At 65.8% G+C, this 22,335-nt stretch carries 24 protein-coding genes; 7 read left to right on the forward strand and 17 right to left on the reverse strand.

Annotation, left to right across the window (positions count from 1 at the left end; all coding sequences use genetic code 11):
• Positions 1-21: 21 nt before the first annotated feature.
• Positions 22-882: a sulfotransferase family protein gene (locus tag ACFOMH_RS01965; RefSeq protein WP_374424131.1), complete on the reverse strand. Its 861-nt coding sequence runs from the start codon at positions 880-882 to the stop codon at positions 22-24.
• Positions 883-1,069: 187 nt separating this feature from the next.
• Here ACFOMH_RS01965 and ACFOMH_RS01970 point away from each other — a divergent pair, with 187 nt between their 5' ends.
• A complete protein-coding gene (locus ACFOMH_RS01970) occupies positions 1,070-1,945 on the forward strand; it encodes a hypothetical protein (protein WP_377742265.1) in 876 nt (291 codons plus the stop codon).
• Positions 1,946-1,960: 15 nt separating this feature from the next.
• Here the strand turns inward: ACFOMH_RS01970 and ACFOMH_RS01975 are convergent, their stop codons facing one another.
• A complete protein-coding gene (locus ACFOMH_RS01975; protein WP_377742267.1) occupies positions 1,961-2,464 on the reverse strand; it encodes an isochorismatase family protein in 504 nt (167 codons plus the stop codon).
• 29 nt (positions 2,465-2,493) lie between these two features.
• On the reverse strand, positions 2,494-3,876 hold the full coding sequence (gene rimO / locus ACFOMH_RS01980; RefSeq protein WP_377742268.1) for a 30S ribosomal protein S12 methylthiotransferase RimO: 1,383 nt from the start codon (positions 3,874-3,876) through the stop codon (positions 2,494-2,496).
• Between the two features lie 133 nt (positions 3,877-4,009).
• Between rimO and ACFOMH_RS01985 the strand changes: the two genes are divergently transcribed.
• Positions 4,010-4,483, forward strand: a complete 474-nt coding sequence (locus ACFOMH_RS01985; RefSeq protein ID WP_374424125.1) for a hypothetical protein — start codon at positions 4,010-4,012, stop codon at positions 4,481-4,483.
• Positions 4,484-4,514: 31 nt separating this feature from the next.
• Positions 4,515-4,886 (forward strand): MliC family protein, encoded by a 372-nt coding sequence (locus ACFOMH_RS01990; protein ID WP_377742270.1) that lies wholly within the window; start codon positions 4,515-4,517, stop codon positions 4,884-4,886.
• Positions 4,887-4,964: 78 nt separating this feature from the next.
• Here the strand turns inward: ACFOMH_RS01990 and ACFOMH_RS01995 are convergent, their stop codons facing one another.
• The 8 genes from ACFOMH_RS01995 to ACFOMH_RS02030 all read right to left on the reverse strand — a co-directional run bounded on the left by ACFOMH_RS01995 (position 4,965) and on the right by ACFOMH_RS02030 (position 12,048).
• A complete protein-coding gene (locus ACFOMH_RS01995) occupies positions 4,965-6,326 on the reverse strand; it encodes an esterase-like activity of phytase family protein (protein WP_377742272.1) in 1,362 nt (453 codons plus the stop codon).
• A 98-nt stretch (positions 6,327-6,424) separates the two neighbouring features.
• Positions 6,425-7,186 (reverse strand): ABC transporter permease, encoded by a 762-nt coding sequence (locus ACFOMH_RS02000; protein ID WP_374424121.1) that lies wholly within the window; start codon positions 7,184-7,186, stop codon positions 6,425-6,427.
• Positions 7,183-8,112, reverse strand: coding sequence for an ABC transporter ATP-binding protein (locus ACFOMH_RS02005; RefSeq protein WP_374424120.1), 930 nt, complete (start codon positions 8,110-8,112; stop codon positions 7,183-7,185). The genes ACFOMH_RS02000 and ACFOMH_RS02005 overlap by 4 nt, the downstream gene beginning before the upstream one ends.
• 35 nt (positions 8,113-8,147) lie before the next feature.
• Complete coding sequence (locus ACFOMH_RS02010) at positions 8,148-8,750, reverse strand: MSMEG_1061 family FMN-dependent PPOX-type flavoprotein (protein ID WP_377742275.1); 603 nt, start codon at positions 8,748-8,750, stop codon at positions 8,148-8,150.
• Between the two features lie 73 nt (positions 8,751-8,823).
• Positions 8,824-9,663, reverse strand: a complete 840-nt coding sequence (locus ACFOMH_RS02015) for a hypothetical protein (protein WP_377742276.1) — start codon at positions 9,661-9,663, stop codon at positions 8,824-8,826.
• Between the two features lie 5 nt (positions 9,664-9,668).
• Complete coding sequence (locus ACFOMH_RS02020) at positions 9,669-10,448, reverse strand: lysophospholipid acyltransferase family protein (RefSeq protein WP_377742277.1); 780 nt, start codon at positions 10,446-10,448, stop codon at positions 9,669-9,671.
• The gene (locus tag ACFOMH_RS02025; RefSeq protein WP_377742279.1) at positions 10,448-11,377 is read right to left on the reverse strand and encodes a cell division protein FtsX; all 930 of its coding nucleotides are present in this window, start codon (positions 11,375-11,377) and stop codon (positions 10,448-10,450) included. The genes ACFOMH_RS02020 and ACFOMH_RS02025 overlap by 1 nt, the downstream gene beginning before the upstream one ends.
• Entirely contained in the window at positions 11,374-12,048 is a 675-nt protein-coding gene (locus tag ACFOMH_RS02030) for a cell division ATP-binding protein FtsE (protein ID WP_374424111.1), read from the reverse strand. The genes ACFOMH_RS02025 and ACFOMH_RS02030 overlap by 4 nt, the downstream gene beginning before the upstream one ends.
• A gap of 136 nt (positions 12,049-12,184) precedes the next feature.
• Here ACFOMH_RS02030 and ACFOMH_RS02035 point away from each other — a divergent pair, with 136 nt between their 5' ends.
• Complete coding sequence (locus ACFOMH_RS02035; protein WP_377742281.1) at positions 12,185-13,081, forward strand: zinc-ribbon domain-containing protein; 897 nt, start codon at positions 12,185-12,187, stop codon at positions 13,079-13,081.
• 60 nt (positions 13,082-13,141) lie between these two features.
• On the opposite strand, the gene ACFOMH_RS02040 is transcribed toward ACFOMH_RS02035, so the two are convergent.
• The 5 genes from ACFOMH_RS02040 to argH form a co-directional block, all read right to left on the reverse strand.
• Positions 13,142-15,748, reverse strand: coding sequence for a DUF4175 domain-containing protein (locus tag ACFOMH_RS02040; RefSeq protein ID WP_377742283.1), 2,607 nt, complete (start codon positions 15,746-15,748; stop codon positions 13,142-13,144).
• Positions 15,749-15,833: 85 nt separating this feature from the next.
• Positions 15,834-17,099, reverse strand: coding sequence for a diaminopimelate decarboxylase (gene lysA / locus ACFOMH_RS02045; protein WP_377742285.1), 1,266 nt, complete (start codon positions 17,097-17,099; stop codon positions 15,834-15,836).
• Positions 17,099-17,374: a DUF2834 domain-containing protein gene (locus ACFOMH_RS02050; protein WP_377742287.1), complete on the reverse strand. Its 276-nt coding sequence runs from the start codon at positions 17,372-17,374 to the stop codon at positions 17,099-17,101. Before ACFOMH_RS02050 ends, lysA begins: the two co-directional genes overlap by 1 nt.
• A gap of 10 nt (positions 17,375-17,384) precedes the next feature.
• Complete coding sequence (locus ACFOMH_RS02055) at positions 17,385-17,534, reverse strand: hypothetical protein (RefSeq protein WP_374424103.1); 150 nt, start codon at positions 17,532-17,534, stop codon at positions 17,385-17,387.
• Entirely contained in the window at positions 17,531-18,931 is a 1,401-nt protein-coding gene (gene argH, locus ACFOMH_RS02060; protein ID WP_374424101.1) for an argininosuccinate lyase, read from the reverse strand. The genes ACFOMH_RS02055 and argH overlap by 4 nt, the downstream gene beginning before the upstream one ends.
• Positions 18,932-18,958: 27 nt before the next feature.
• Here argH and ACFOMH_RS02065 point away from each other — a divergent pair, with 27 nt between their 5' ends.
• Positions 18,959-19,501 (forward strand): TlpA disulfide reductase family protein, encoded by a 543-nt coding sequence (locus ACFOMH_RS02065; RefSeq protein ID WP_374424182.1) that lies wholly within the window; start codon positions 18,959-18,961, stop codon positions 19,499-19,501.
• Here ACFOMH_RS02065 and ACFOMH_RS02070 read toward each other — a convergent pair.
• Positions 19,476-20,063, reverse strand: a complete 588-nt coding sequence (locus ACFOMH_RS02070) for a DNA-3-methyladenine glycosylase I (RefSeq protein WP_377742290.1) — start codon at positions 20,061-20,063, stop codon at positions 19,476-19,478. The genes ACFOMH_RS02065 and ACFOMH_RS02070 overlap by 26 nt on opposite strands.
• Positions 20,064-20,153: 90 nt before the next feature.
• On the opposite strand from ACFOMH_RS02070, the gene ACFOMH_RS02075 reads away from it, so the two are divergent.
• Together ACFOMH_RS02075 and ACFOMH_RS02080 are read left to right on the forward strand one after the other, a co-directional pair.
• Positions 20,154-20,981 carry an EAL domain-containing protein gene (locus ACFOMH_RS02075; RefSeq protein ID WP_374424097.1) on the forward strand — a complete coding sequence of 276 codons (828 nt, stop codon included), beginning with the start codon at positions 20,154-20,156 and terminating at the stop codon, positions 20,979-20,981.
• A 141-nt stretch (positions 20,982-21,122) separates the two neighbouring features.
• The gene (locus tag ACFOMH_RS02080) at positions 21,123-22,295 is read left to right on the forward strand and encodes an acetyl-CoA C-acetyltransferase (protein WP_377742292.1); all 1,173 of its coding nucleotides are present in this window, start codon (positions 21,123-21,125) and stop codon (positions 22,293-22,295) included.
• Positions 22,296-22,335 lie beyond the last annotated feature (40 nt).

The raw sequence follows: 22,335 nt of genomic DNA on the forward strand, positions 1-22,335 counted from the left end.
TGGCCGGGCAAAGGGAAAGGCTCAGCGGCACGCCCGCGTGAATTCCGGGCCGAATTCGGCCTCAAGAAAGGCGAATTGCGGCTCCAGCTTTTCGCGCAGCTTCGCGCGGACCTCGGGAGGCACGCTCGGCCCCCCCTCTGAGGCAAAGACCTTTTGATCGGCGCCGCGATAGGTGCCATGCGGCGCAAGCCCCAGAAATTCCTCGATCCGGCGCAACAGGCCCTGGGGATCGGCCGCGATCTGGCCAAAGGGCAGGATCAAAAGCCGGTCGGGGCCAAAGCGCGCGCGCCAGCGCGGCACATAGGTGGCATAATCGCCGCGATCCATCAGCACCGGATCCTCGACCTCGGCCTTCCAGTCGTCATCGGTCCGGGGCGTGCGTTTCAGCCGGCGCATGTTCATGCGCATCTGCGAAATGGCGCGGTCGACGGGATGGCGGATGACATAGACAAATTTGGCGTTGGGCAGGAATTTCCCAATGAAATCGACGCCTTCATCGGGCAAGGTCGAATATTCGGGGGTCACGTCCATGGCCAGCGCGCCCACGGGCGTGGGCGCAAAGACGCGCTTGTACCAGTGATTGGTGAACATCTCGCCCCGGGTCAGACGTTCAAGATAATCTGTCAGATGGGCCGGCATCTCGCGCCCGCGGCTGGCCCAGCTTTCGCGGATGTTCTTCTTGGTGCGGTTGAAATGCCAGGGCAGCCATTCGCGATGTTCTTCGATGTAACGGTGGTTGAAGAACTGCACCTCCTTGAAGGGGGGCGCCCAGATATCCGGGTGCTGGCTCAGCATCTGCGACAGCCATGTGGTGCCGGCCTTTTGCGCGCCGATGCCCAGAACGTCCGGTTTGCGGGGCTTGCCCTCGGGGTCCCATTTCATGCGTGCGGCCTTTGTTCCAGATCGCGGTTTCCCTGTCCCTGCCCCTTCCTTAGGGCAGCCGCGCGGCAGACAAAAGCAGACATTGCCGGTTTCGCGCCCCGATGGCGGGAATGTCGCAGCCCCGCCCGCAATGCATCGACAGCGCGCCGCCAAGCCGTTAACCTGCGCCCGCGACCGGAGGTTTACGATGACAGGTTATCAGCAGAACAACGGCTGGCAGGGCATCCCCTACAAGCTGCCGCGCCAGCGCAAGACCGTGCATTCCATAGACGACGCCATGCGGCGCAACCGGGTCGTGCCGCCCGCGCAATGCCGCGACAACCGCGCCAAGCTGGCCAATCTGCGCCATCTGATCGCCGGGGCGGATCGCGAATATCGCGAAATGTCGGCCGAGCTGGACCGGCTGAACGACGAAGGCCGCATCTGGCTGGTCGTGGACATCATTCACAAGACCTCGCTCGCCTCGCTGGATCTGGCGGCGGCGCTGATGCAGGCGACCGGGCTGAAAACCGGCGATGCGGCGCGCGCGCTGGCCGATGGCACCCAGACCATCAGCGATGTCTATGGCGGCGCGGCCGGGGTCGCGAACGGATCGGTATCGGCCAAGGAATTCGGCCGCACGCTGGCACAGCGCGCGCTGACCCATGCCAAGCCCAAGGGCGCCGGGGGCGCCATGGCCAAGGGCAGCGGCGATATCGCGCTTGGGGGCTGGGCGAATATGGACAATATCGTGGCCGCGCAGGGCAGCCCCTCGGCCAATACGCGCAGCTTCGAGGCGGGCGTCGAGATGACCGCCGGCCTGATCCAGCGCAGCGCCGACACGCTGGATGCGGGCACGCCGGGCGGCCATCCGACCGCCAAGCGCATCGGCGCGGCCGCCCAGATCGCCAAGGCCATGGCCAGCTATAACCGCGAACTTGAAGGCGCCTTCAACCGGCGGCTGGAAACCTCGGGCAATCTGATGGCGACCAAGGCCACGATGCAGGCGACGCTGCGGCGCACCATGGCGCGCTATCGCCACGATGCCGCCGAGCTTGAGCGCCTGCTTGAGGGCTGTCTTTAGGCCCGACCGCCGACGTCAGGGCCAAAGGCTCGCGGCGTCGGCCATTTTCCGTTTGGACCCCAGCGCCGCCAGCGCCACCAGATGCACGACCTGCGAGGGCGCGGCGCAAAGATCGCCCGCCACCGTCACCGCGCGCCCGCCGGTCAGTTCCGACATGGCGGTAAAGACCACGCAGTTCTGGGTCATCATCCCACAGATCAGCAGGCTGTCGATGCCATCCAGATGGCCCAGCAGATCGGTTTCCTGAAAGGAATCGGCGAAATGCTTGGTCACCACCGGCGCATCGCCCGCAGCAGCCAGAATACCGTCGCGGATCAGGGTCCCGGATGAACCGGCGGCAAAAATCCCCTGATCGCTTTGCGCTTCATGGCGGATCAGAATGACGCGATCCCCGGCGGCACGCGCGCGGGTGATGGCGTCGATGATGCGGGCCTCGGTCTCGGCCGCTTCAAAGAGCGGCAGCTTGCCGCCGTCGAAATATTCGTTCTGCACGTCGATGACGATCAGGGCGCGGGTCATGTCCGGGTCTCCGTTGCGGGTCACGGGGATCAAAGCCGTCCCCAAAGGTCGTATTCGCCGGCCTCGTCCACCGTCACGGTGACGATATCGCCGGGGGTCAGGTCCTCGAAACCTTCGTCGATGAACAGGTTGCCGTCGATCTCGGGCGCGTCGGCCTTGGTCCGGCAGGTGGCGCCGTCGGCATCCACCGCGTCCACGATGACCTCGATCCTCTGGCCGACCTTGGCGGCAAGCTTGGCCTCGGAAATCGCCTGCGCCTTTTCCATGAAGCGGTCCCAGCGGTCCTGTTTGACCTCGTCCGGGACATGGTCGGGCAGATCGTTGGCCCGCGCGCCCTTGACGTTTTCGTATTGGAAACAGCCCACGCGATCCAGCTGCGCCTCGTCGAGCCAGTCGAGCAGGGTCTGGAACTCGGCCTCGGTCTCGCCGGGGTAACCGACGATGAAGGTCGAGCGCAGGGTGATTTCCGGGCAGGCCGCACGCCAGGCCGCGATCTCGTCAAGCGTTCTGGCGGCTGCCGCCGGCCGCGCCATGCGCTTCAGGGTATCGGGATGGGCATGCTGGAACGGGATATCCAGATAGGGCAGCACCAGCCCGTCGGTTTCCCCATGGGCGGCCATCAGCGGGATCAGGTCGCGCACATGCGGATAGGGATAGACGTAATGCAGCCGCACCCACGCGCCAAGGCTGCCCAGATCGCGGGCCAGATCGGTGATATGGGCGCGGTGGCCGCGTTCGGTCGCGAATTTGCGGTCAAGGCCGTAGGCGCTGGTATCCTGCGAGATGACCAGCAATTCGCGCACCCCGGCCTCGACCAGCTTTTCGGCCTCGCGGATCACGGCATGGGCGGGGCGGCTGACCAGTTTGCCGCGCATGTCGGGGATGATGCAGAATTTGCAGGCGTGGTTGCAGCCTTCGGAAATCTTGAGATAGCTGTAATGGCGCGGCGTCAGCTTGACCCCGCTGGCCGGCAAAAGATCGATGAACGGATCGGGGCTGGGCGGCACGGCGACATGGACCGCGTCCAGCACCTGTTCATATTGCTGTGGCCCGGTCACGGCCAGCACGGAGGGATGCGCGCCGGTGATATATTCGGGTTCCGCGCCCAGACAGCCGGTGACGATGACCTTGCCGTTTTCGGCCAGCGCCTCGCCAATGGCTTGCAGGCTTTCCGCCTTGGCGCTGTCCAGAAAGCCGCAGGTGTTCACGATCACCGCGCCCGCGCCTTTGTAATCGGGGCTGATGGCATAGCCTTCGGCCCGCAGACGGGTCAGGATGCGTTCGCTGTCGACCAGCGCCTTGGGGCAGCCAAGGCTGACCATGCCGATGGTCGGCTGGCCATCGCGGGGGGCCGCGTCGAATACCGGCGCGGGGGCAAGGTCGGGGCGTAGCTGGGGCGGGTTCTGGCTCATGGCCGGGATATAATGCGGGGCGCGGCGGTTGTTAAGCGGTGATGCGAAAACCCCCACCACACCGGAACGTCATTTATGTTTGCGCGTTAGTGCGTGCAATCTGCCCAAGCGGCCCGCCCGCCCCACGCCAGCCATGAGAACGATGATCACCTTGACCCGCGTATCCACCGCCCTCGCCCTTGCGCTGACCCTTGCCGCCTGTGTTTCGACCAATCCGCCCGTGGCCGAGGCCGCGCCACAGGGCAAGCCGATCCAGATCTGGAACCATCGCGGCGGCAATGTGCTCGACACCGTGCAATACCGCAACAAGCTGGCCGCGAGCGGCCGCCGGGTCGAGATCCGGGGCTATTGCCGGTCGGCCTGCACGATTCTGATCACGCTGCCCAATGCCTGCCTTGGTCCCGGCGCCACGGTCGGCTTTCACGCGCCGCGCATTCCCAACACCACCATCATCCCGCCGCTGGTCGACGAAATCATGGCCCGCTATTACCGCAACGGCATTCTGGCGCGGTGGAATTCGACCTGGAAACATTCGCTGAAGATGCAAAAGATCTCGGCCAAGGAATATGTCCGGCTGGACCCGCAGACGCGGCTTTGCAAGAACTGATCCCCGTTAACGATCCCTGAAAGTATCGACCATGACCCTGTTTCGCAGCATCACCGCCGCAGGCCTTGGCCTGATCGCCCTTGGCGCCGGCGCCCCGGCCCAAAGCGGCGCCACCCTCAACATCCAGCTTGAAACCGGCCCGGACGCCAATATCGTCACCGCACGCTATTCCTGCGACGGCGGCGCGCCCTTTGATATGCAATATGTCAATGCGAACGAAAACAACTTGGCATTGATCCCGGTCGCCGGCAGCGAGCGGGTCTTTGTCCAGGTCGTCAGCGCCTCGGGCGTACGCTATGTCTCGGGCGCGCATGAATGGTGGAGCAAGGGCGAGGCCGCGACACTGACCGACACCATGACCGAGGCCCCGGCCCAGGAATGCACCGAACTTCCCCCCGAATAGGCCACGGACCAGCGCATAAGGATGAATGGCCCGCCCCGGTCGGGGGCGGGCCTTCTTCATGCGGGATGCGGGCGCGGGTTATTTGGCGCCCAAAAGCTCGGGCACCGACAACAGGATGAATTCGTTATCGGCCGCCCGGCCGATCTCGCGCCCGCCGGAAAAGGGCAGGTTGTTGTCATTGGCGACCATGATGTGGCTGTCATCGACCCGCGCCACATCCTCGATGGTGAAAAAGGGAAAGCTGAACACCCCCTGCCCCGCCGCGCCGCCCAGCCGGGCCTTGCCATCCGGATCCGCGATATCGAGCAGATTCACATGCCCGATCCGGCGCATATAGCCTTGCTCGTCGATGCTGGCGGTATCGACCAGCACGACGTTCTTGACCCGCGCCGGCTGCGGATAGCAGTCCGCCGGATCGGCACCCTCGGCACAGGCTTTCGCCGCGTCGCCTTCGCCATTGTCGCGTTCGATCACCAGCGCGCGGCTCTCGTCGATAAAGTTGAAATCCCCGATCGCGGTCGCCCCCTCGGCCAGCCGGAAGCGATAGCTGTCGCCGGTCCAGCCGGGTTTCGCCGGATCAAAGGTCATCACCCGGAGAAAGTCGCCCTCGGGCTGGCCGTCATTGCCCAGAAGCGGCTTTTCCAGCATCGCCCAAAGCAGGTTGGTGCCCGGCTGCAAGGCCATGCCTTCGTATCCCCCGGAACGCTGGACGCGGAAATCCGCGCCGGGCTGGGCGGGAACGGTGGTGCCGGGCGTGTCGGGACCGCTCAGCACGGCGCCGTCCAGTTCGGTCGCAAAGACCCCCAGCACCCGGCCATCGCGGGCGACACGCAGGATCGAGGGGCCGAATTCCTCGCCGATCCAGATTTCATCGTTCAGGATCTGGATGCTTTCGGGATCGAAATCGGCGCCGGTCAGATAGCGGCTCTCGGTGCCCTCATTGGCGATGCGGAACGGCACCTTGCGGTCGGGATCGCGCAAGAACACCGTTTCGGTGCGGGTGACGGTGCCGGCGTCGAAATCGGGCCGCATGCGGTGGAAAAACAGCATGGCGTCGGGGCTGTTCAACTTGCTGCCAAAGCCATTGTCGGTCAGCACGAACCAGTCGCCATCGCGGTCGCGGTTCATGGCAAGCCCCGACATGCCCTGCACCGGCTGGCCAATGAAGGGAAGGCTGATGCCGGTGCCGTGGCGGCCATATTTTTCGCCGGTGTCGCCGGCCACGCTCATCGGGGTTTCGATACGGGTCTTGCCGGTGAACTTGCCCGAGATCCACAGGTCGCGCGGCGCATCCGCCGGCGGCGCGGCCATGGTCATCGCCGGCAACAGCGCGTGACCGGCCAGCCGGGCGGGAAAGCTTTCTTCGGTCTGGGCATTCTGGGCCAGCGCGGGCTGGGCCACGCCCGCGACACAGGCCAGCACGGCAATGGAAAGGCGCATCTTTCGTTCCTTCGCATAGAAAAATCACGCCCCTGCTAATGCCGGGGCGTGACAATGCCGTTGCAGCGAAATGTCGGATGCGTGACGCCTTGGTCGGCCTATTCGCGCAACCGCCAGCCGGTCAGAAAGATCCAGCGGATCGCCACCATGCAGATGACGATGGTCAGCATGACCGCGAAAATCGACAGCCCCACCGGCACATCGGCCAGCCCGAAGAACGACCAGCGGAACCCGGAAACCAGATAAAGCACCGGGTTCAGCTTGGCCACGCCCGCCCAGAACGGCGGCAGCATGCTGGCCGAATAGAACGCGCCCCCCAGAAAGGTCAGCGGCGTGATCACCATCATCGGCACGATCTGAAGCTGTTCGAAATTCTTGGCCCAAAGCCCGATGATAAAGCCGAGCATCGAAAACGCCGTCGCCGTCAGCACCAGAAACGCCACCATCCAGAACGGATGCGCGATATGGACGCCGTTGAACCAGAAGCTGGTCAAAAGGATCACCAGCGCGATCAGAACGGCCTTGCTGGCGGCGGCGCCGACAAAGCCCAGCGTGACCTCGATCCAGCCGGTGGGCGCGACCAGATATTCATAGATCGTGCCCGAGAATTTCGGGAAATAGATGCCAAAGCTGGCATTGCTGACCGATTGCTGCAACACCGTCAGCATCATCAGCCCCGGCACGATAAAGGCGCCATAGGCCACCCCTTCGACGGACTGGATGCGGCCGCCGATGGCCGCGCCGAAGACCACGAAATAAAGCACCGTCGACAGCACCGGCGAGGCCAGCGATTGCCAGATCGTGCGGAAGAAACGCGCCATCTCATGGCCATAGATCGCGCGGATGGAACGCCAGTTCATGCCTGCGGCTCCTCGACCAGAGAGATAAAGATTTCCTCGAGGCTGCTTTGCTTGGTCGAGACGTCCCTGACCGAGATCCCGGCATCGGCCAGATCCGCCAGAAGCCGCGCGATGCCCGTGCGCTCGGCCCGGGTGTCGTAATCGTAACCCAGCGCATGGCCGCTGGGCGACAGGGTCAGCCCGCGCCCCTTGAGCGCCCGGGGCAATGCGATCAGCGGCTGATCCAGCTGGATGGTCAGGTGCTTTTTGCCGAATTCGCCCATCAGCTCGTCCTTGGGCTGACACAGCAAAAGCTGGCCGTGATTGATCACGCCGATGCGGTCGGCCATGTCCTCGGCCTCTTCCAGGTAATGCGTGGTCAGGATGATGGTCACGCCCTGCTTGCTGAGGTCGCGCATCACCACCCACATCTCGCGCCGCAAAGCCACGTCGACGCCGGCGGTGGGTTCGTCCAGAAACAGCACCTTGGGCCGGTGCGACAGCGCCTTCGCGATCAGCACCCGGCGTTTCATGCCGCCCGACAATTCGCGCGTGCGGGCATCGCGCTTGTCCCACAGCGCAAGGCTGCGCAGCAATTGTTCGACATAGGCCTCGTCCGGGGGCTCGCCATAAAGGCCGCGGGTGAACCGCACGCAGTCGATGACCTTTTCGAACGGCTCGAGCAGGATTTCCTGCGGCACAAGCCCGATCATCTTGCGCGCCGCGCGCCAGTCGGTGCGGATGTCGTGGCCCCCCACGCGCACGGTGCCGCCCGTCGGCACCACCAGCCCGCAGATGATCGAGATCAGCGTCGTCTTGCCGGCGCCATTAGGGCCCAGCAGCGCAAGGATCTCACCCTCGTTGATATTCAGCGAAACGTCATTCAGCGCCACGGTGCCGCTGTCATAGCGTTTCGAAAGATGGTCGATTTCGATGATCGGACGCATGCGCCCTCCTTCGGTCAGGTCAATCGGGCCGGGGCCTACCACATGCTGCGGGCGGCGCGTTCTGGCCATTCGGCGTCATAGGTTTTTCCGCCGACCTCACCCAAGGTCAATGCGGACAGGATTTCGCCCGGTGTGGGCAGGCCGGCGGATTCGTCGCCCCCGTCCCACAATCCGGCGCGCTTTACCGCCCGGGCGCATTGGAAGTAAACCTCGGACGGGCGCAAGACAATGACCGTGCGCGGAAGTTTTTCGCCGCGCGCAAAACTTGTGCGCAATTGCACATCATCGGTCACCCACGCCGTCCCGCGCAGACGCAGCACCGTGGCCGAGCCGCGGATCATGAACATCAGACTGGCGCGGCCATCGGCGACGATATTGGCGATGGAATCGATGCGGTTGTTGCCGTGCCAGTCGGGCAGCGCGACATGATGCGGATCCAGAAGCCGCGCCACCGGCCCGTCATCGCCGCGCGGGCTGGCATCGACGCCCTTTGGCCCCGACGTCGCCAGCACGCAAAAGCGCGCGGCCTCGATCAGCCGCGCATATTCGGGCGTGACGTGATCCGCGACCTTGCGCAGCGCGGCCGGCGCGGGCGTGCCATAAATACGCGCAAGATCGTCCGCCGTCAGCCGATGCATGATCCCCCCGGTCCTGTTCGCCGACAGCTTTGACCAAGCACCGGGGATTTGTCCAGCAGCCGCGCCCGGGCGACTATTCGTAGTGGCAAAAGGGCGGGCGCGGCGTGCCGATGTCGCGCGCCAAAAGATCGCCGTACCAGCCAGCGGCTTCAGCAATCCATCGCAGTTCGGCAAAAAGCCAGGCGTTTCCGCCTTGCCCGCCCCAAAGCTTTTCGGCCTTTGCCCGGATCAGCGCCGGCTCGGTTAGGGCGCCCTTCTCGCAAACTGTGACCGAACCCGCAAACCGGACCAGCGAATCGAACTCCCGCATCAGGAATTCGTGGCTTTGCCGGATGGCGGCCTGTGCCGGAAGCTTGGCGCATTCACCGGTCATCAGCCAAAGCCCGGCCGGCACGATATTGGGATCGGCCGAGTAAAAGGCCATCTCACCCGAAACAAGCGCGGCTCCGACAAGACGCGTGGCTTCAAGCATTGCCCGGTCACGATCCCAGCCAAATTGCTTCTGCGCAGCAAGGACCGTGGCTCCAAGATCAAGAGAGCAGCCTGGGCGCACCACACCCGCGCCGGAAAAGTGCGCGGCGAAATACGCGCCCAAGCCCGGATCGCCCAGATGCAGGGTCGCCTTGATCGCGGGAGGGCGGATGGTGCAGATTTCCGGCGCAAGAACCAGCCAGTCGCGCTGTGTCTCAGCCCGGCCGACAAGGCGGGTGCGGCGCGCCAGCGCATCGATATCCGCGTCGGAGAACCCGGCATCGCGGGCGGCGCCCCGCGTCGCCGGACCGATTACACAACCTTGCCGTTCAAAAAATACCAGCAGCTCGGTTCTTGGAACAGCGCGCGCCCATTCCACCGCGAGCAGTGCGCCAAGCGCAATCCCAACACCTGCCACAAAACCAAGGATGCGCAGATGCACGCGCCTCATGGCTGGGCTTCAGCCACCACCGGCTCACCGCCCGCCTCGGCGTAAAGCCGCAGGCTGGCGGGTTCGATCTGTTCGTAAAGGACCTCCATCACCGCGCCGGCGCGTTCGCCCGGCGGCAGGACGGGAAGGAATTCGATCACCGTGGTGCCGCCCCGGATCGGAAAGCCGCGCTTGGGCCAGAACATGCCGCAATTGACCGCCACCGGCACGATGGGCAGCCCGGTCGCGCGCTGGATCGAGCCGACGCCGTGCTTATAGGGCAGGCTGTGGCCCGGCCGCGTGCGCGTGCCTTCGGGGTAAAAGACCAGCTGGCCAAGGCCCTCGGGGCTGGCCATGGCGGTCTCGACCTCGGTGATGATCTGCTTGAGCGCCTCTTTGCCCTTGGCGCGGTCGATGGGGATGCAGCCGACCTTGCGCGCGAACCAGCCCATGATCGGCACGTTGAGGACCGCGCGCTTCATCACGAAGGCGCGGCGCGGACAGGCCTGCGCCAGCGCAAGAATATCCAGAAAGCTTTGATGCTTGGCCGCGATCAGGCAATCGCCGGCGGGCGGCGTGCCGCGCAGCTCGACCCGCAGGCCAAGGATGACGCGGGCCGCGCCCATCATCTGGCCCAGCCAGACGGTGGCGACATGGTTGGCCTGCGCCCGGCCCCGCAACCCCTGCGGCAGGCCCCAAAGCCCCAAGACGATCGTCGCCAGCGCGATGTAAAGGTAATAGATCAGCGTGCGCGGCCAATCCAGGATCGAGGGCGGGCGCGGATGATAGCGGTTCATCAACGCACCTCGCGCAGCATGCGCAGCGCCGCCCAGCGGGTGGCGGCAAAGCCGATCACGGCGGCCAGAACCGGGATCAGCAGTGGCAAAAGCCAGCCCCAGCCCTGAAAGCCAAGCCCGGTCAGAAAGCCGCCCGCCTGATCGACCGAAGGCAAGGCCCAGACCGCCAGCATTCCCAGCCCGGTGCCCGCCGCCGCCCCCATCGCCGCGCGACGGGTAAAGCGGCGCACAAAGGCCGTGGCAATGGTGATGTCACGCGCCCCGATCAGACGCAGCACCCGGATCACCTGTCCATTCGCCGCCAGCGCCGCCTTGGCCGCCAGCGTGATCATCGCCGCCGCCGCCGCCGCGATCAGCAACAGCGAGAAAAGCCCCAGCATCCGCAGCCTGTTGGCCGCCGAAACCAGCGGCTGACGCCAACGGGTATGGTCGTCCAGCACCGCCCCCGGCGCCTCGCCCTGAAGCCGCAGGCGCAGCGCGTCGGCGTCAAAGCCCTCATCGGCCTCGGTCACCTCGATCAGGCGCGGCACCGGCAGGGCCTCGACCGGGACATCGGGGCCGAACCACGGCTCAAGCAGCTTTTCGACCTCGGAATCGGGCAAAAGCGTGGCCTCGGCGATGCCGGGCGTGGTCTTGAGCGCGGCCATCACCGCATCGGTCTGGGCGTCGATCTGATCGGCGGGGGCCGAGACGCGCACGGTCACCGTCTGCGCCAGCTCCGTCGACCAGCGTTCCGCCAGCCGCCCCGTGGCCAGCGCCAGCGCCAGCGCGAACACCGCCAGAAAGGCCATGGCGGCGGCGGAAAACAGCGTCAGCTGCGCGGTAAAGCCGGTCGGCGGCACCACGCGGTCGGCCCCGGCGGTATCGGGCCGGGTCAGGCCCCGCCACAGCGCCGCAAGATCAAGCGATTTCAGGTCCGGTTTCTTCACAGGTCCGCCCCCGCGAGTTGCAGCCGCTTGCCGGCGATGCGCAGCACCCGCGCCTGCACCTGTTGCTTGGCGGCGCGGATCAGGTTCAGGTCATGGGTCGCGATCAGAACCGCCTTGCCCGAACGGTTCAGCTCGATCAGCAATTGCAGCAGTCGCATCGACATGTCCCAGTCAAGATTGCCCGTCGGCTCATCCGCGACGATCAGGTCGGGCGACATGATGACGGCGCGCGCAAGCGCCGCGCGCTGGCGTTCGCCGCCCGAAAGCTCGGGCGGCATGGCGCGGGCATGGCCGCCAAGCTGGACCCAGGCCAAAAGATCGCCCAGCGCCGCCATGTCGATCTGATGGCCGGCGACCATCAGCGGCAGGGCGATGTTCTCGGCCACCGGCAGATGGTCCAGAAACTGCGGATCCTGATGGACCACGCCCACCCGGCGGCGCAGCCCGGCGATGCCATCGCGGCTGAGCGCGCGCACATCCTGACCGAATGCCGACATCCGCCCCGCCGTCGGCAGCAGATCGGCAAAGCACAGCCGCAGAAACGTGGTCTTGCCCGCCCCGGACGGCCCGGTCAGAAAATGGAACGATCCCGGTTGCAGGCTAAGCGTCATATCGGCCAGCAGCGGATCGCCGCCGCTATAGCCGAAGGACAGGTTCTGCATCTCGATCACGGTCGACTCCTTTGCCAGCGGCCTGCTTGGCGCGCGGTTCGTGGCTTGATAGAACAGTCCTGCGGCGAATGCGAGACGCCCGCACCATTGACGCCGCCCAAGATTGACACCGCAATATTGCCCGAGGGACCCGTTCATGCGCCTGACCTGCCCACGCTGCGGAGCCCAGTACGAGATCGCGGAATCGGCCATCCCCGTCGCCGGACGCGAGGTGGAATGCTCGGCCTGCGCCCATGTCTGGCATCAGCCCGGCGCGGGCAAGGCCGCCGCGCCCTATGATCCGGCGGCGCGCCCGATGCTGAACCGGCCGCTGAACGAGTCGATCCTGTCGATCCTGCGCGAAGAAACCGCGCGCGAATTGCAGGCCCGCACCGGCACCCCGCCCGCCGGGGCCGCTTCCGGCAGCGATGCCGAGACCGGGGATGAGGACACAGATCAAAATATCGCGAACAGGGATGCAGGGGCGCCCCCCGCATCCGCGCCCCCCACATCCGCGCCCGGCGATCACGACTGGCCCGCGACCACCCTGACCGAGGCGGTCCGTCCGGGCGCCACGGACCGGCCGCCGGTCCCGGCCGCGCAAGAACAGAGCGCGCTCATATCCGAACGGACGGAACAGGAACCGCCCGAGGATGCGCCGGCTGAAGAGGAAACCCCGGCCCCCACCCTGCCCGATGCGGCCGAGCTGGCCGCGACCCTGACGCGCAGCGGGCCGTCCCCCGCCACGACCGAAACCGCGACCGAGGCCGCAATCGAAGCGCCGCCCCCGACCGAGGCATCGGCACCCCCCGTCCCCGGCATGGATACCGGCCCCTTCACGGCCCCGGCGACGCCCGCCCGGCACGGCTCCGGCTATGCAACCGGGTTCGGCCTTGCGGCCATGCTCGGTTTGGGGATCGTCACGGTCTATGCGCTGGCGCCACGGGTGCCCGCCGGGGTCATGGGGGGCGTTTTGGGCGAGTGGCGTCAGGAAATCGATCGCGGCAGGCTGTGGCTGCATGACCGCATCTTTGACCCGGCGACCGAGGACTAGCCCCCGCACCGCACGGATCGGGCGCCCCGGCCTCATGCCGGGGCCGGACCTGCGCCACGATCAGAAGTTTTCCAGCAACCGGCCAAGATAATCACGTTCGTCGCGCGGGCGCTGGCGCTCGGCCTCGCGGCGGCGGATCTCGTCCTGAAGATCGCGGGCCTTGCGCGACGGATCGCCCCCTTCGGCCAGCGGCTCATTGCCCACGATGGTTCCGCCATCACCCGAAAGCGCGCGGCCCAGAGGATCGGTCTGGGGCTGTTGCGACCAGGGCTGCGCCAGCCCGCGCTGGCCATTCGGATCGCCCGCCGGCCCCTGCGGCCCGTTCTGCTGGTTGCCCTGCTGCGGTTGGCCCTGCTGTCCCTGCTGTTCTTGGGCCATCATATCGCCCAGCGCGCGCATGCCTTCGCGCATGGACTGGATCGCCTGGGCCTGCCGCTCCATCGCGGCGCCGTTATCGCCATCGCGCAGCGCCTGTTCGGCCTGTTCCATCGCGCGCCCGGCCTCGTCCAGATCGCGCCGGGCCTGATCCCCCTGTTCGGTGCCGCGACCGGGCAACAGCCCGCGCTGCCGGCCCAGCCTTTCGCGCAGCTCGCGCTGTTGCCCGGCAAGGTCCTGACCATTCTGATTCCCGGCCCCCTGATTCTGCCCATTCTGATTCTGGGTATCCTGACCCTGGCCGTCCTGATCCTGCCGCGCCTCTCCCTGACCCTGATCCTGCTGGTCCTGACCTTGCTGGCCCGGCGGCTGCCACTGGCCATATTGGTCCTGCATCTGCCGCATCGCCTCATCGGCCAGCTTTTGCTGATCACGCAGCGTCTCGGCCAGCTCGCCCATGCGCCCCGACCGTCCCGAACCGGATGGGTCGCTGCTGTTGGTCACCTGAAGGTTCTGCATCATGCGGTTGAACTGTTCCAGCAGCTCCTGCGCCTCGGCCATGCGGCCCTCATTCATCAGCCGCTGGATCTCGTCCATCATCTGCTGGATCTGATCGCCGGTGATCTGCTGGTTCTGTTCGCGCGGCGAGCGGTCGAAACGCTGTGCGGGATCCTCGCCCTGCTGCTGGGCCAGCATGTCGATATATTGGTCGGTCGCCTGCTGCAATTCGTCCATCAGGCGCTGGATCTCGTCGGGGCTGGCGCCGTTGCGGATCGCCTCGGACAGCCGCTCCTGCGCCTGCTGCATGCGCTGCAAGGCATCGGCAAGCCCGCCATCCTCAAGCGCGACGGCAGCATCCCACAGCACCTGCGCCAACCGGTTGCGCGTCTCTTCGCTCAACGGCCCGGCCTCAAGCGTCGTGACCACACCACGCAGCCCGCCATAAAGCTCTTCATCCATCAACCCGTCGGGTTGCCAGCTGACAGCGCGCAGCATCTGCGCCGCCTCGGGCGCATTCCCCCGCGACCAAAGCAGATCGCGCCGCAATTCGATCAGCGCCGCGGCCAGCGGGTCGAAAAAGCGCCGCCCCGGCAACACCATCGCCATTGGGGCCGACCGCCCCTCCTGCTCGATCCCGTCGCTCACGCTCAGCGACACCCTGACCGGCAGGTTCGCCCATGGATGACGCGACAGATCCTCGGTCAGACGGCCCCGCACCTCCTTGCGATTGCCCGAGGCCGGCAAGGGCAGCTCAAGCGTGATATCCTCGCGCGGTTCGGGCGCGGACTTCAGACCAAACCGCCGGTCGACCGCCCCCAGATCAAGCGTGATCACCGCCCGCCCGCCGGTCACGCCATTGTCGTCGCTGGCGGAAAATTCCTGCACCAGGCGGCCATCGGCCCGGCGATCGGGCGCCACGCCCGGCTGAACCTGCGGCGGCGCGTCGGGCAATACGGCAATATCGAACCGCCGTCCGGCGACCTCGATCATCCCGTCCCGTTCGGCGACGAATTGCGGCGCGGTGGCCGGATCCCCGGCCATTCCGGCGGAAATATCCTGTTTCAGATCGACGCCATCCCCATAGAACCGAAAGCTGATCCTGCTGCCCTTGGGCAATTCCAGAACCTGCCCCTCGGGCAGCGCGTTCAGATAAATGGTCGGGCGCCGCGTATAGGCCGGCGGCTCGGCCCAGCCTTCCCAGACCGGGGCGGGCGCGACATCGGAACGGCGCTCGGACATGGGCCGGAAACTCGCCCCCAATGCGGCGATGCCCTGCCCAAAGCGCCCGGTCGGCGCAAAGATCAGCGCCATCACCACCGCCGCAAGCCCCAGCAACCGCAGACCCGCCGGATCGCGCCAGCGCAGCCGCGCATCGGGACGCACCGCGCGCGCCTCTGCCGCCGCCTGCGCCATCCGCGCCAGATGCGCCGACCAAAGCCCGGCCGAACCGTCATCCCCGGCACCTACCGCGACCTGATCGCTCAGCGCCGAAAGCGGCCGCCCGGGCAAGGTCCGGTCAACCCGCGCCTGCGCGTCGGCACGCGTCGGCCGCCGGAACCCCCGCAATCCCCAGCCGGCCAGCAACAGCCCCGCAAGCACCGCAATCCCCAGCGCCCAGGGCAAAAGCCGCGTCGCCAAAAGCTCGGTCGCCCCAAACGCCAGCGCGGCGAACAGCACGGCCAGAAAAACCCCCAGCCGCCAAAAGGCCCTTGCAGCAGCCTCCCACCACATCCCGGCACGGGTCAGCCCGACCGCGCGCGCCGCGAATTCAACGTCCCGCCGCGCCGTCACGCCCTTGCCCTTCTTTCATGGAAAAATATCCCACGGGGGTCCGGGGGTGTGAAACCCCCGGTGACCACGCTGCAATAGGATCCGATCAAAGCCATTCCGGGATGGTATCGCGTCCCAGCATTTCCTCAAGTGTCGGCCTTGGGCGAATGACAGCGAATTGATCGCCTCGGACCAGAACCTCGGGCACCAGCGGACGCGAATTATACTCGGACGCCATCACCGCGCCATAGGCCCCTGCCGACCGGAACGCGACAAGATCGCCCGCCGCCAACCCCGGCAGATCGACGCCCTTGGCAAAGGTATCGCCGGTCTCGCACACGGGACCCACCACGTCGAAACGCACCACATCCGTGCCCGGCGCCGCCTCGCGCACCGGGACGATATCGTGATGCGCCGCGTACATGGCCGGGCGGATCAGGTCGTTCATGGCCGCGTCAAGGATCAGGAAATCGCGCCCCTCGCCCTCTTTCAGATAGATCACAGAACTCAGCAAAATCCCGGCATTGCCCGAGATATTGCGCCCCGGCTCGATCTCGATCTCGCAGCCCAGATCCCCCACCGCCTCGCGGATCACCTGCCCGTATTCGATCGGCAGGGGCGGCGCATTGTTGTCGCGCCGGTAAGGAATACCCAGGCCCCCGCCCATATCCAGCCGGCGGATATCATGGCCATCCGCGCGCAGCGCGCGCGTCAGATCCGCCATCTTGGCATAGGCCTGACGGTAAGGTTCCAGATCGGTCAGCTGGCTGCCGATATGCATGTCGATCCCCACGACCTCGATCCCGGGCAACCGGGCGGCGGCGGCATAGACCTCGCGCGCGCGGGCGATGGGGATGCCGAACTTGTTCTCGGACTTGCCGGTCGCGATCTTTTCATGGGTTTTCGCATCCACATCCGGGTTCACACGGATGGCGATGGGCGCGCGCAGGCCCATGGAATGGGCGACGCGCGACAGCAGCTCCAGTTCCGGCTCGGATTCGACGTTGAACTGGCGAATGCCGCCCTCCAGCGCCATGCGCATCTCGGATTCGAGCTTGCCGACACCGGAAAAGACGATCCGTTCCCCCGGAACGCCGGCGGCCCGCGCCCGCGCATATTCCCCGCCCGAAACGATATCCATGCCCGCGCCCAGATCGCCCAGCAGCTTGAGCACGGCAAGGTTCGAGTTCGACTTGACCGCGAAACAGACCAGGTGATCGGTCCATTCCAACGCCTGCTGGAACAGCTTGAAATGCCGGGTCAGCGTGGCCGCCGAATAGACATAGACGGGCGTCCCCACAGCCTCGGCGATGCGGGCAAGGGGCACCTCCTCGGCGTGAAGCCAGCCGTCCACATAGTTGAAGTAATCCATCAGACGATCCTGCTTGAGCGGATGAAAAGATAAAGCGGCAGCGCGCAACCGATCCCCAGCCCAAGCGCCGGCAGGGTCAACAGAGCGGCGCGGTTGCGGCGCACCATGGTCTCGACCAGGCACCAGATCGCCAGGGCGATCTGCGCCACGATCTCGGTCGCGCGCGCATCCTGCCACAGCCATTCGCCGCGCCACAGCGCGACGGCCGCGCCCAGCAACGCCAGCCCAAGCCAGACAAGCCGCAAGGGCGTCAGAGCAAAGCGCCGAGACGACACCTGCCGCGTCTCAAAGCGTCGAGACGACACCGATCCGCGCCTCTCCGCTGACGGCGATGCCGGGTTGCGGTTCGGGCGCGGGTCCGGGCCGCGTGGGCGGGCCATCCGCGCCACAGCCCGCAAGCGTCAGCACCAGAACGGCAAGCGTGATACGGATCATGCCAGTTTCTCCTTCCAGCGGGCGATCTGGGCGCGGACCTGCGCCGGCGCCGTGCCGCCATAGCTTGTGCGCGAGGCGACCGAATTATGCACGCCCAGCACCTTATAGACATCCCCGGTAATCGCGGGGTTAACGGATCGCATTTCATCCAGCGTCAGGTCGGGTAAGTCGACGCCGCGTTTCTCGGCCATGGCGACCAGCGCGCCGGTCGCGTGATGGGCATCGCGGAAGGGCAGCCCCGCCTCGCGCACCAGCCAATCGGCCAGATCGGTCGCGGTCGAAAAGCCCGCGCCCGCCGCCGCCTCAAGCCGGTCACGGTTCGCGACCAGATCGGACAGCATCCCGGTCATCGCCGCCAGCGCCAGCATCAGGTTGTCGCTCGCGTCAAAGACCTGTTCCTTGTCCTCTTGCATGTCCTTGGAATAGGCCAAGGGTAGGCCCTTCATCACCACGAACAGCGCCACGGCGGCGCCAAGGATGCGCCCGATCTTGGCGCGGATCAGCTCGGCCGCGTCGGGGTTTTTCTTTTGCGGCATGATCGACGAGCCGGTGGAAAAGCGGTCCGACATGGTCACGAAGCGGAACTGCGCCGAGGACCAGATCACCAGCTCTTCGGCCAGCCGCGACAGATGCACCGCACAGATCGCCGCCGAGGACAGGTATTCCAGCGCGAAATCCCGGTCGCTGACCGCATCGAGGCTGTTGGCCATCGGCCGATCGAACCCCAGCGCCTGCGCCGTCGCATGGCGGTCGATGGGAAAGCCCGTCCCGGCCAGCGCCGCCGCGCCAAGGGGTGATTCGTTCATCCGCTTGCGCGCATCCTGAAACCGCGACAGGTCGCGGCCGAACATTTCGACATAGGCCATCATGTGGTGGCCCCAGGTCACCGGCTGCGCGGTTTGCAGATGGGTAAAGCCGGGCATGACCCAATCGGCGCCGGCCTCGGCCTGCGCCAGTGCCGCGCGGATCAGCGCGTCCAGCCCCGAAATCGCCGCGTCGCATTGATCGCGCACCCAGAGCCGGAAATCGGTCGCCACCTGATCGTTTCTGGACCGCGCGGTGTGCAGCCGCCCCGCCGGCTCGCCGATCACCTCTTTCAGACGCGATTCCACGTTCATGTGAATGTCTTCGAGCGCGGTCGAAAACGGGAAATCCCCCTTCTCGATCTCTGACAAGACCGTGAGAAGGCCTTCCCCGATGGCCTTGGCATCGCTATCGCTGATGATGCCTTGTGCGGCCAGCATCGCCGCATGGGCGCGGCTGCCCCGGATGTCCTGGGCATAGAGCCGCTGGTCGAATCCGATCGAGGCATTGATCGCCTCCATGATCGCGTCCGGGCCGGCGGCGAAACGTCCACCCCACATCTGGTTGGCGGTGCTGGCGGGCTGCTCGGTCATGACTTGATCCTTCGGGGGGATGAAATGCTGCGTTGGCTGGTTCTTTATACGGCACTGGGGATTGGTGCAAATGCCGCGCTGGCCGGGGAAATCGACTGGCAGGCGGCGCATGACGGCGGTCTGGCCAAGCTGGCGCAGACAACGCCCACCCCGGTCCCGGCGACCGCCTTCACCGACCCCGAGGGCGGCACTCATTCGCTGGCCGATTATCGCGGCAAGGTGGTGCTGTTGAATTTCTGGGCGACATGGTGCGCCCCCTGCCGCGAGGAAATGCCCTCGCTCGACGCATTGCAGGCGGAACTGGGCGGCGAGGATTTTCAGGTCGTGGCCATTGCCGCAGGCCATAACCCGCCCCCCGCGATCACAAAATTCCTGACCGAGGCCGGGATCCGGAACCTGCCCGTGCTGCTGGATCCGCGTCAGGGGCTGGCCCGCGAAATGGGTGTTCTGGGGATGCCCGTGACGGTGCTGATCGACCGCGACGGCAATGAGATCGCGCGCCTGATCGGTGGCGCCGACTGGGCATCCGAGGCGTCGAAAACGCTTATCCGGCAGGCGACAGCGCCTTGACGCGGGCGTGCTGCGGGCAATGGATCATGTGATCGTTGACCAGTCCGCAGGCTTGCATGAAGGCATAGGTGATGACCGGGCCGCAGAACTTGAAACCGCGCTTTTTCAATGCCTTGGACATAGAATCGGATTCGGCGGTCCTGGCCTGCACCTCGGCCATCGAGGTCAGGGCGTTCTGGATGGGCCGGCCGCCGACAAAGGACCAGATAAAGGGGGAAAACCCCTCGGCTGCCTCGATCTCAAGATAGGCGCGCGCGCCGGTCACCGCCGCCTCGATCTTGCCGCGATGGCGGACGATCCCGGGGTTTTGCAGGGCGCGCAGAATCTCCGCTTCGCCCCAGCGGGCGACGCGCTCGGGGTCGAAGCCCTCGAAGCATTCGCGGAAATCGTCGCGTTTGCGCAGGATGGTGATCCAGCTCAGCCCGGCCTGAAACCCGTCCAGAACCAGTTTTTCCCACAAGGCGCGCGAATCGTATTCCGGCACCCCCCATTCGGTATCGTGATAGTCCACATATAGCGGATCGGTGCCGCACCACGCGCAGCGCTGGGGGGTATCAGTCATGTTCCGTTAACCTCGAGTCCAGAAACCCCCTTGGGTTTACCCGATCTTAGGGGATGATCGCCAGACTGCGGCGGAAGAAGGAGTCTTGGCATGACCGACAAAATCGATTCGGGCCCGGAATTCGGCTCTCCGCTGGATTTCGCGGTGGATCAACAATCGCGCATCACGATGGCGACCGTCCGGCGGGCGGTGTCACGCGGCGATGCCGTGCTGGCCTATCAACCGGTGGTGCAATCCGACCGCACCGACGCCCCCGCCTTTCACGAAGGGCTGATCCGCATCATCGACGAAACCGGGCGCATCGTGCCCCTGCGCGATTTCATGCCGCTGGCGGAGACCACCGAACTGGGCCGGCAGATTGACTGCCTGTCGCTGTCGCTGGGCCTCAAGGCGCTGTCCGAAGAACCCTCGATGCGGCTGTCGATCAACATGTCGGCGCGCTCGATCGGCTATCCCGCATGGCTGCAAACCCTACGCGCCGGCATCGCCGAGGATGAGCGTGTCGCCGAGCGGCTGATCCTTGAGATCACCGAAAGCTCGGCCATGGGCATGCCCGAGCTGGTCGGCCGTTTCATGCAGGAATTGCAAGGGCATGGCGTCAGCTTCGCCCTGGACGATTTCGGTGCGGGCTATACCTCGTTCCGTTACCTGCGCGATTTCTGCTTTGACATGATCAAGATCGACGGACAGTTCATCCGCGAAATCTCGCAGCATCGCGATAATCAGGTGCTGACCCGCGCGCTGCAATCCATCGCCCATCATTTCGACATGTTCACGGTCGCGGAATCAGTCGAAACCGCAGATGACGCGGCCTTCGTGATCGATATGGGGATCGACTGCATGCAGGGGTATTACTTCGGCGCGCCGACCATCGTGCCGCCGTGGAAATCCCCCAACTCTGCCGCCAAACGGCAGTAATCCGGCAGTGATCCGACAGTGATCTGGCGGCGGCTCAGGGGTCGTCGCGATCCGGCGCCGAGCCGGCTTGACCTTATGGAATGAAATGGCGAACAGTTCCCTGAACCCGGTATGACCGGACATCAAGGGAAGGATTTCGCCATGACCAAAGCCGTAATCGTCTCAGCCGCCCGCACGCCGGTAGGAAGTTTTCTTGGTTCATACGCGAATGTGCCCGCGCATGAGCTTGGCGCCACGGTTCTGAAAGCCATCGTCGAGCGCGCTGGCATCGACCCGTCCGAGATTTCCGAAACCATTCTGGGCCAGGTGCTGACCGCCGCGCAGGGCCAGAATCCCGGCCGCCAGGCCCATATCCATGCCGGCTATCCGCGCGAATCCGCGGCCTGGCTGATCAACCAGGTCTGCGGCTCGGGACTGCGCTCGGTGGCGCTGGCGGCGCAGCAGGTGCTTTTGGGCGATGCCACCGTCGTCGCCGCGGGCGGGCAGGAATCGATGTCGCTTTCCACCCATGCCGCCCATATCCGCGCGGGCCAGAAGATGGGCGACATGAAGCTTCTGGACACGATGATCAAGGACGGCCTCTGGGACGCGTTCAACAATTACCACATGGGCCAGACGGCCGAGAACGTCGCCGCGAAATGGGGAATCAGCCGCGAGGAACAGGACGAATTCGCCGTCGCCTCGCAGAACAAGGCCGAGGCCGCGCACAATGCCGGCAAATTCAAGGATGAGATCACCCCCGTCACCGTCAAGGGCCGCAAGGGTGACACCGTCGTCGACAGCGACGAATATATCCGCCACGGCGCCACGCTTGAGGCGATGCAAAAGCTCAAGCCCGCCTTCACCAAGGACGGGACCGTCACCGCCGGCAACGCCTCGGGCCTGAACGACGGGGCCGCCGCGGTGCTGGTCATGACCGAGGATGAGGCCGCCCGCCGTGGCCTGACGCCACTGGCCCGCATCGCATCCTATGCCACGGCCGGCGTCGATCCGGCGATCATGGGCTCGGGTCCGATTCCGGCCAGTCGCCGCGCCCTTGAAAAGGCCGGCTGGAAGGTCGCCGATCTGGATCTGGTCGAGGCGAATGAGGCATTTGCAGCCCAGGCCATCGCCGTGAACCGCGACATGGGCTGGGACCCGGCCATCGTCAACGTCAATGGCGGCGCCATCGCCATCGGTCACCCGATCGGTGCCTCGGGGGCGCGGATTCTCAACACGCTTCTGTTCGAAATGGCGCGTCGCGACGCCAAAAAAGGTCTGGCCACGCTGTGCATCGGCGGCGGCATGGGCGTCGCGCTTTGCGTCGAGCGCTGATCCCCGCGAAAGGCGCGCGCAATTATCTTGCGCGCGCAAA

The organism is Paracoccus mangrovi, assembly GCF_042648425.1.
Lineage (GTDB): Bacteria > Pseudomonadota > Alphaproteobacteria > Rhodobacterales > Rhodobacteraceae > Paracoccus > Paracoccus mangrovi.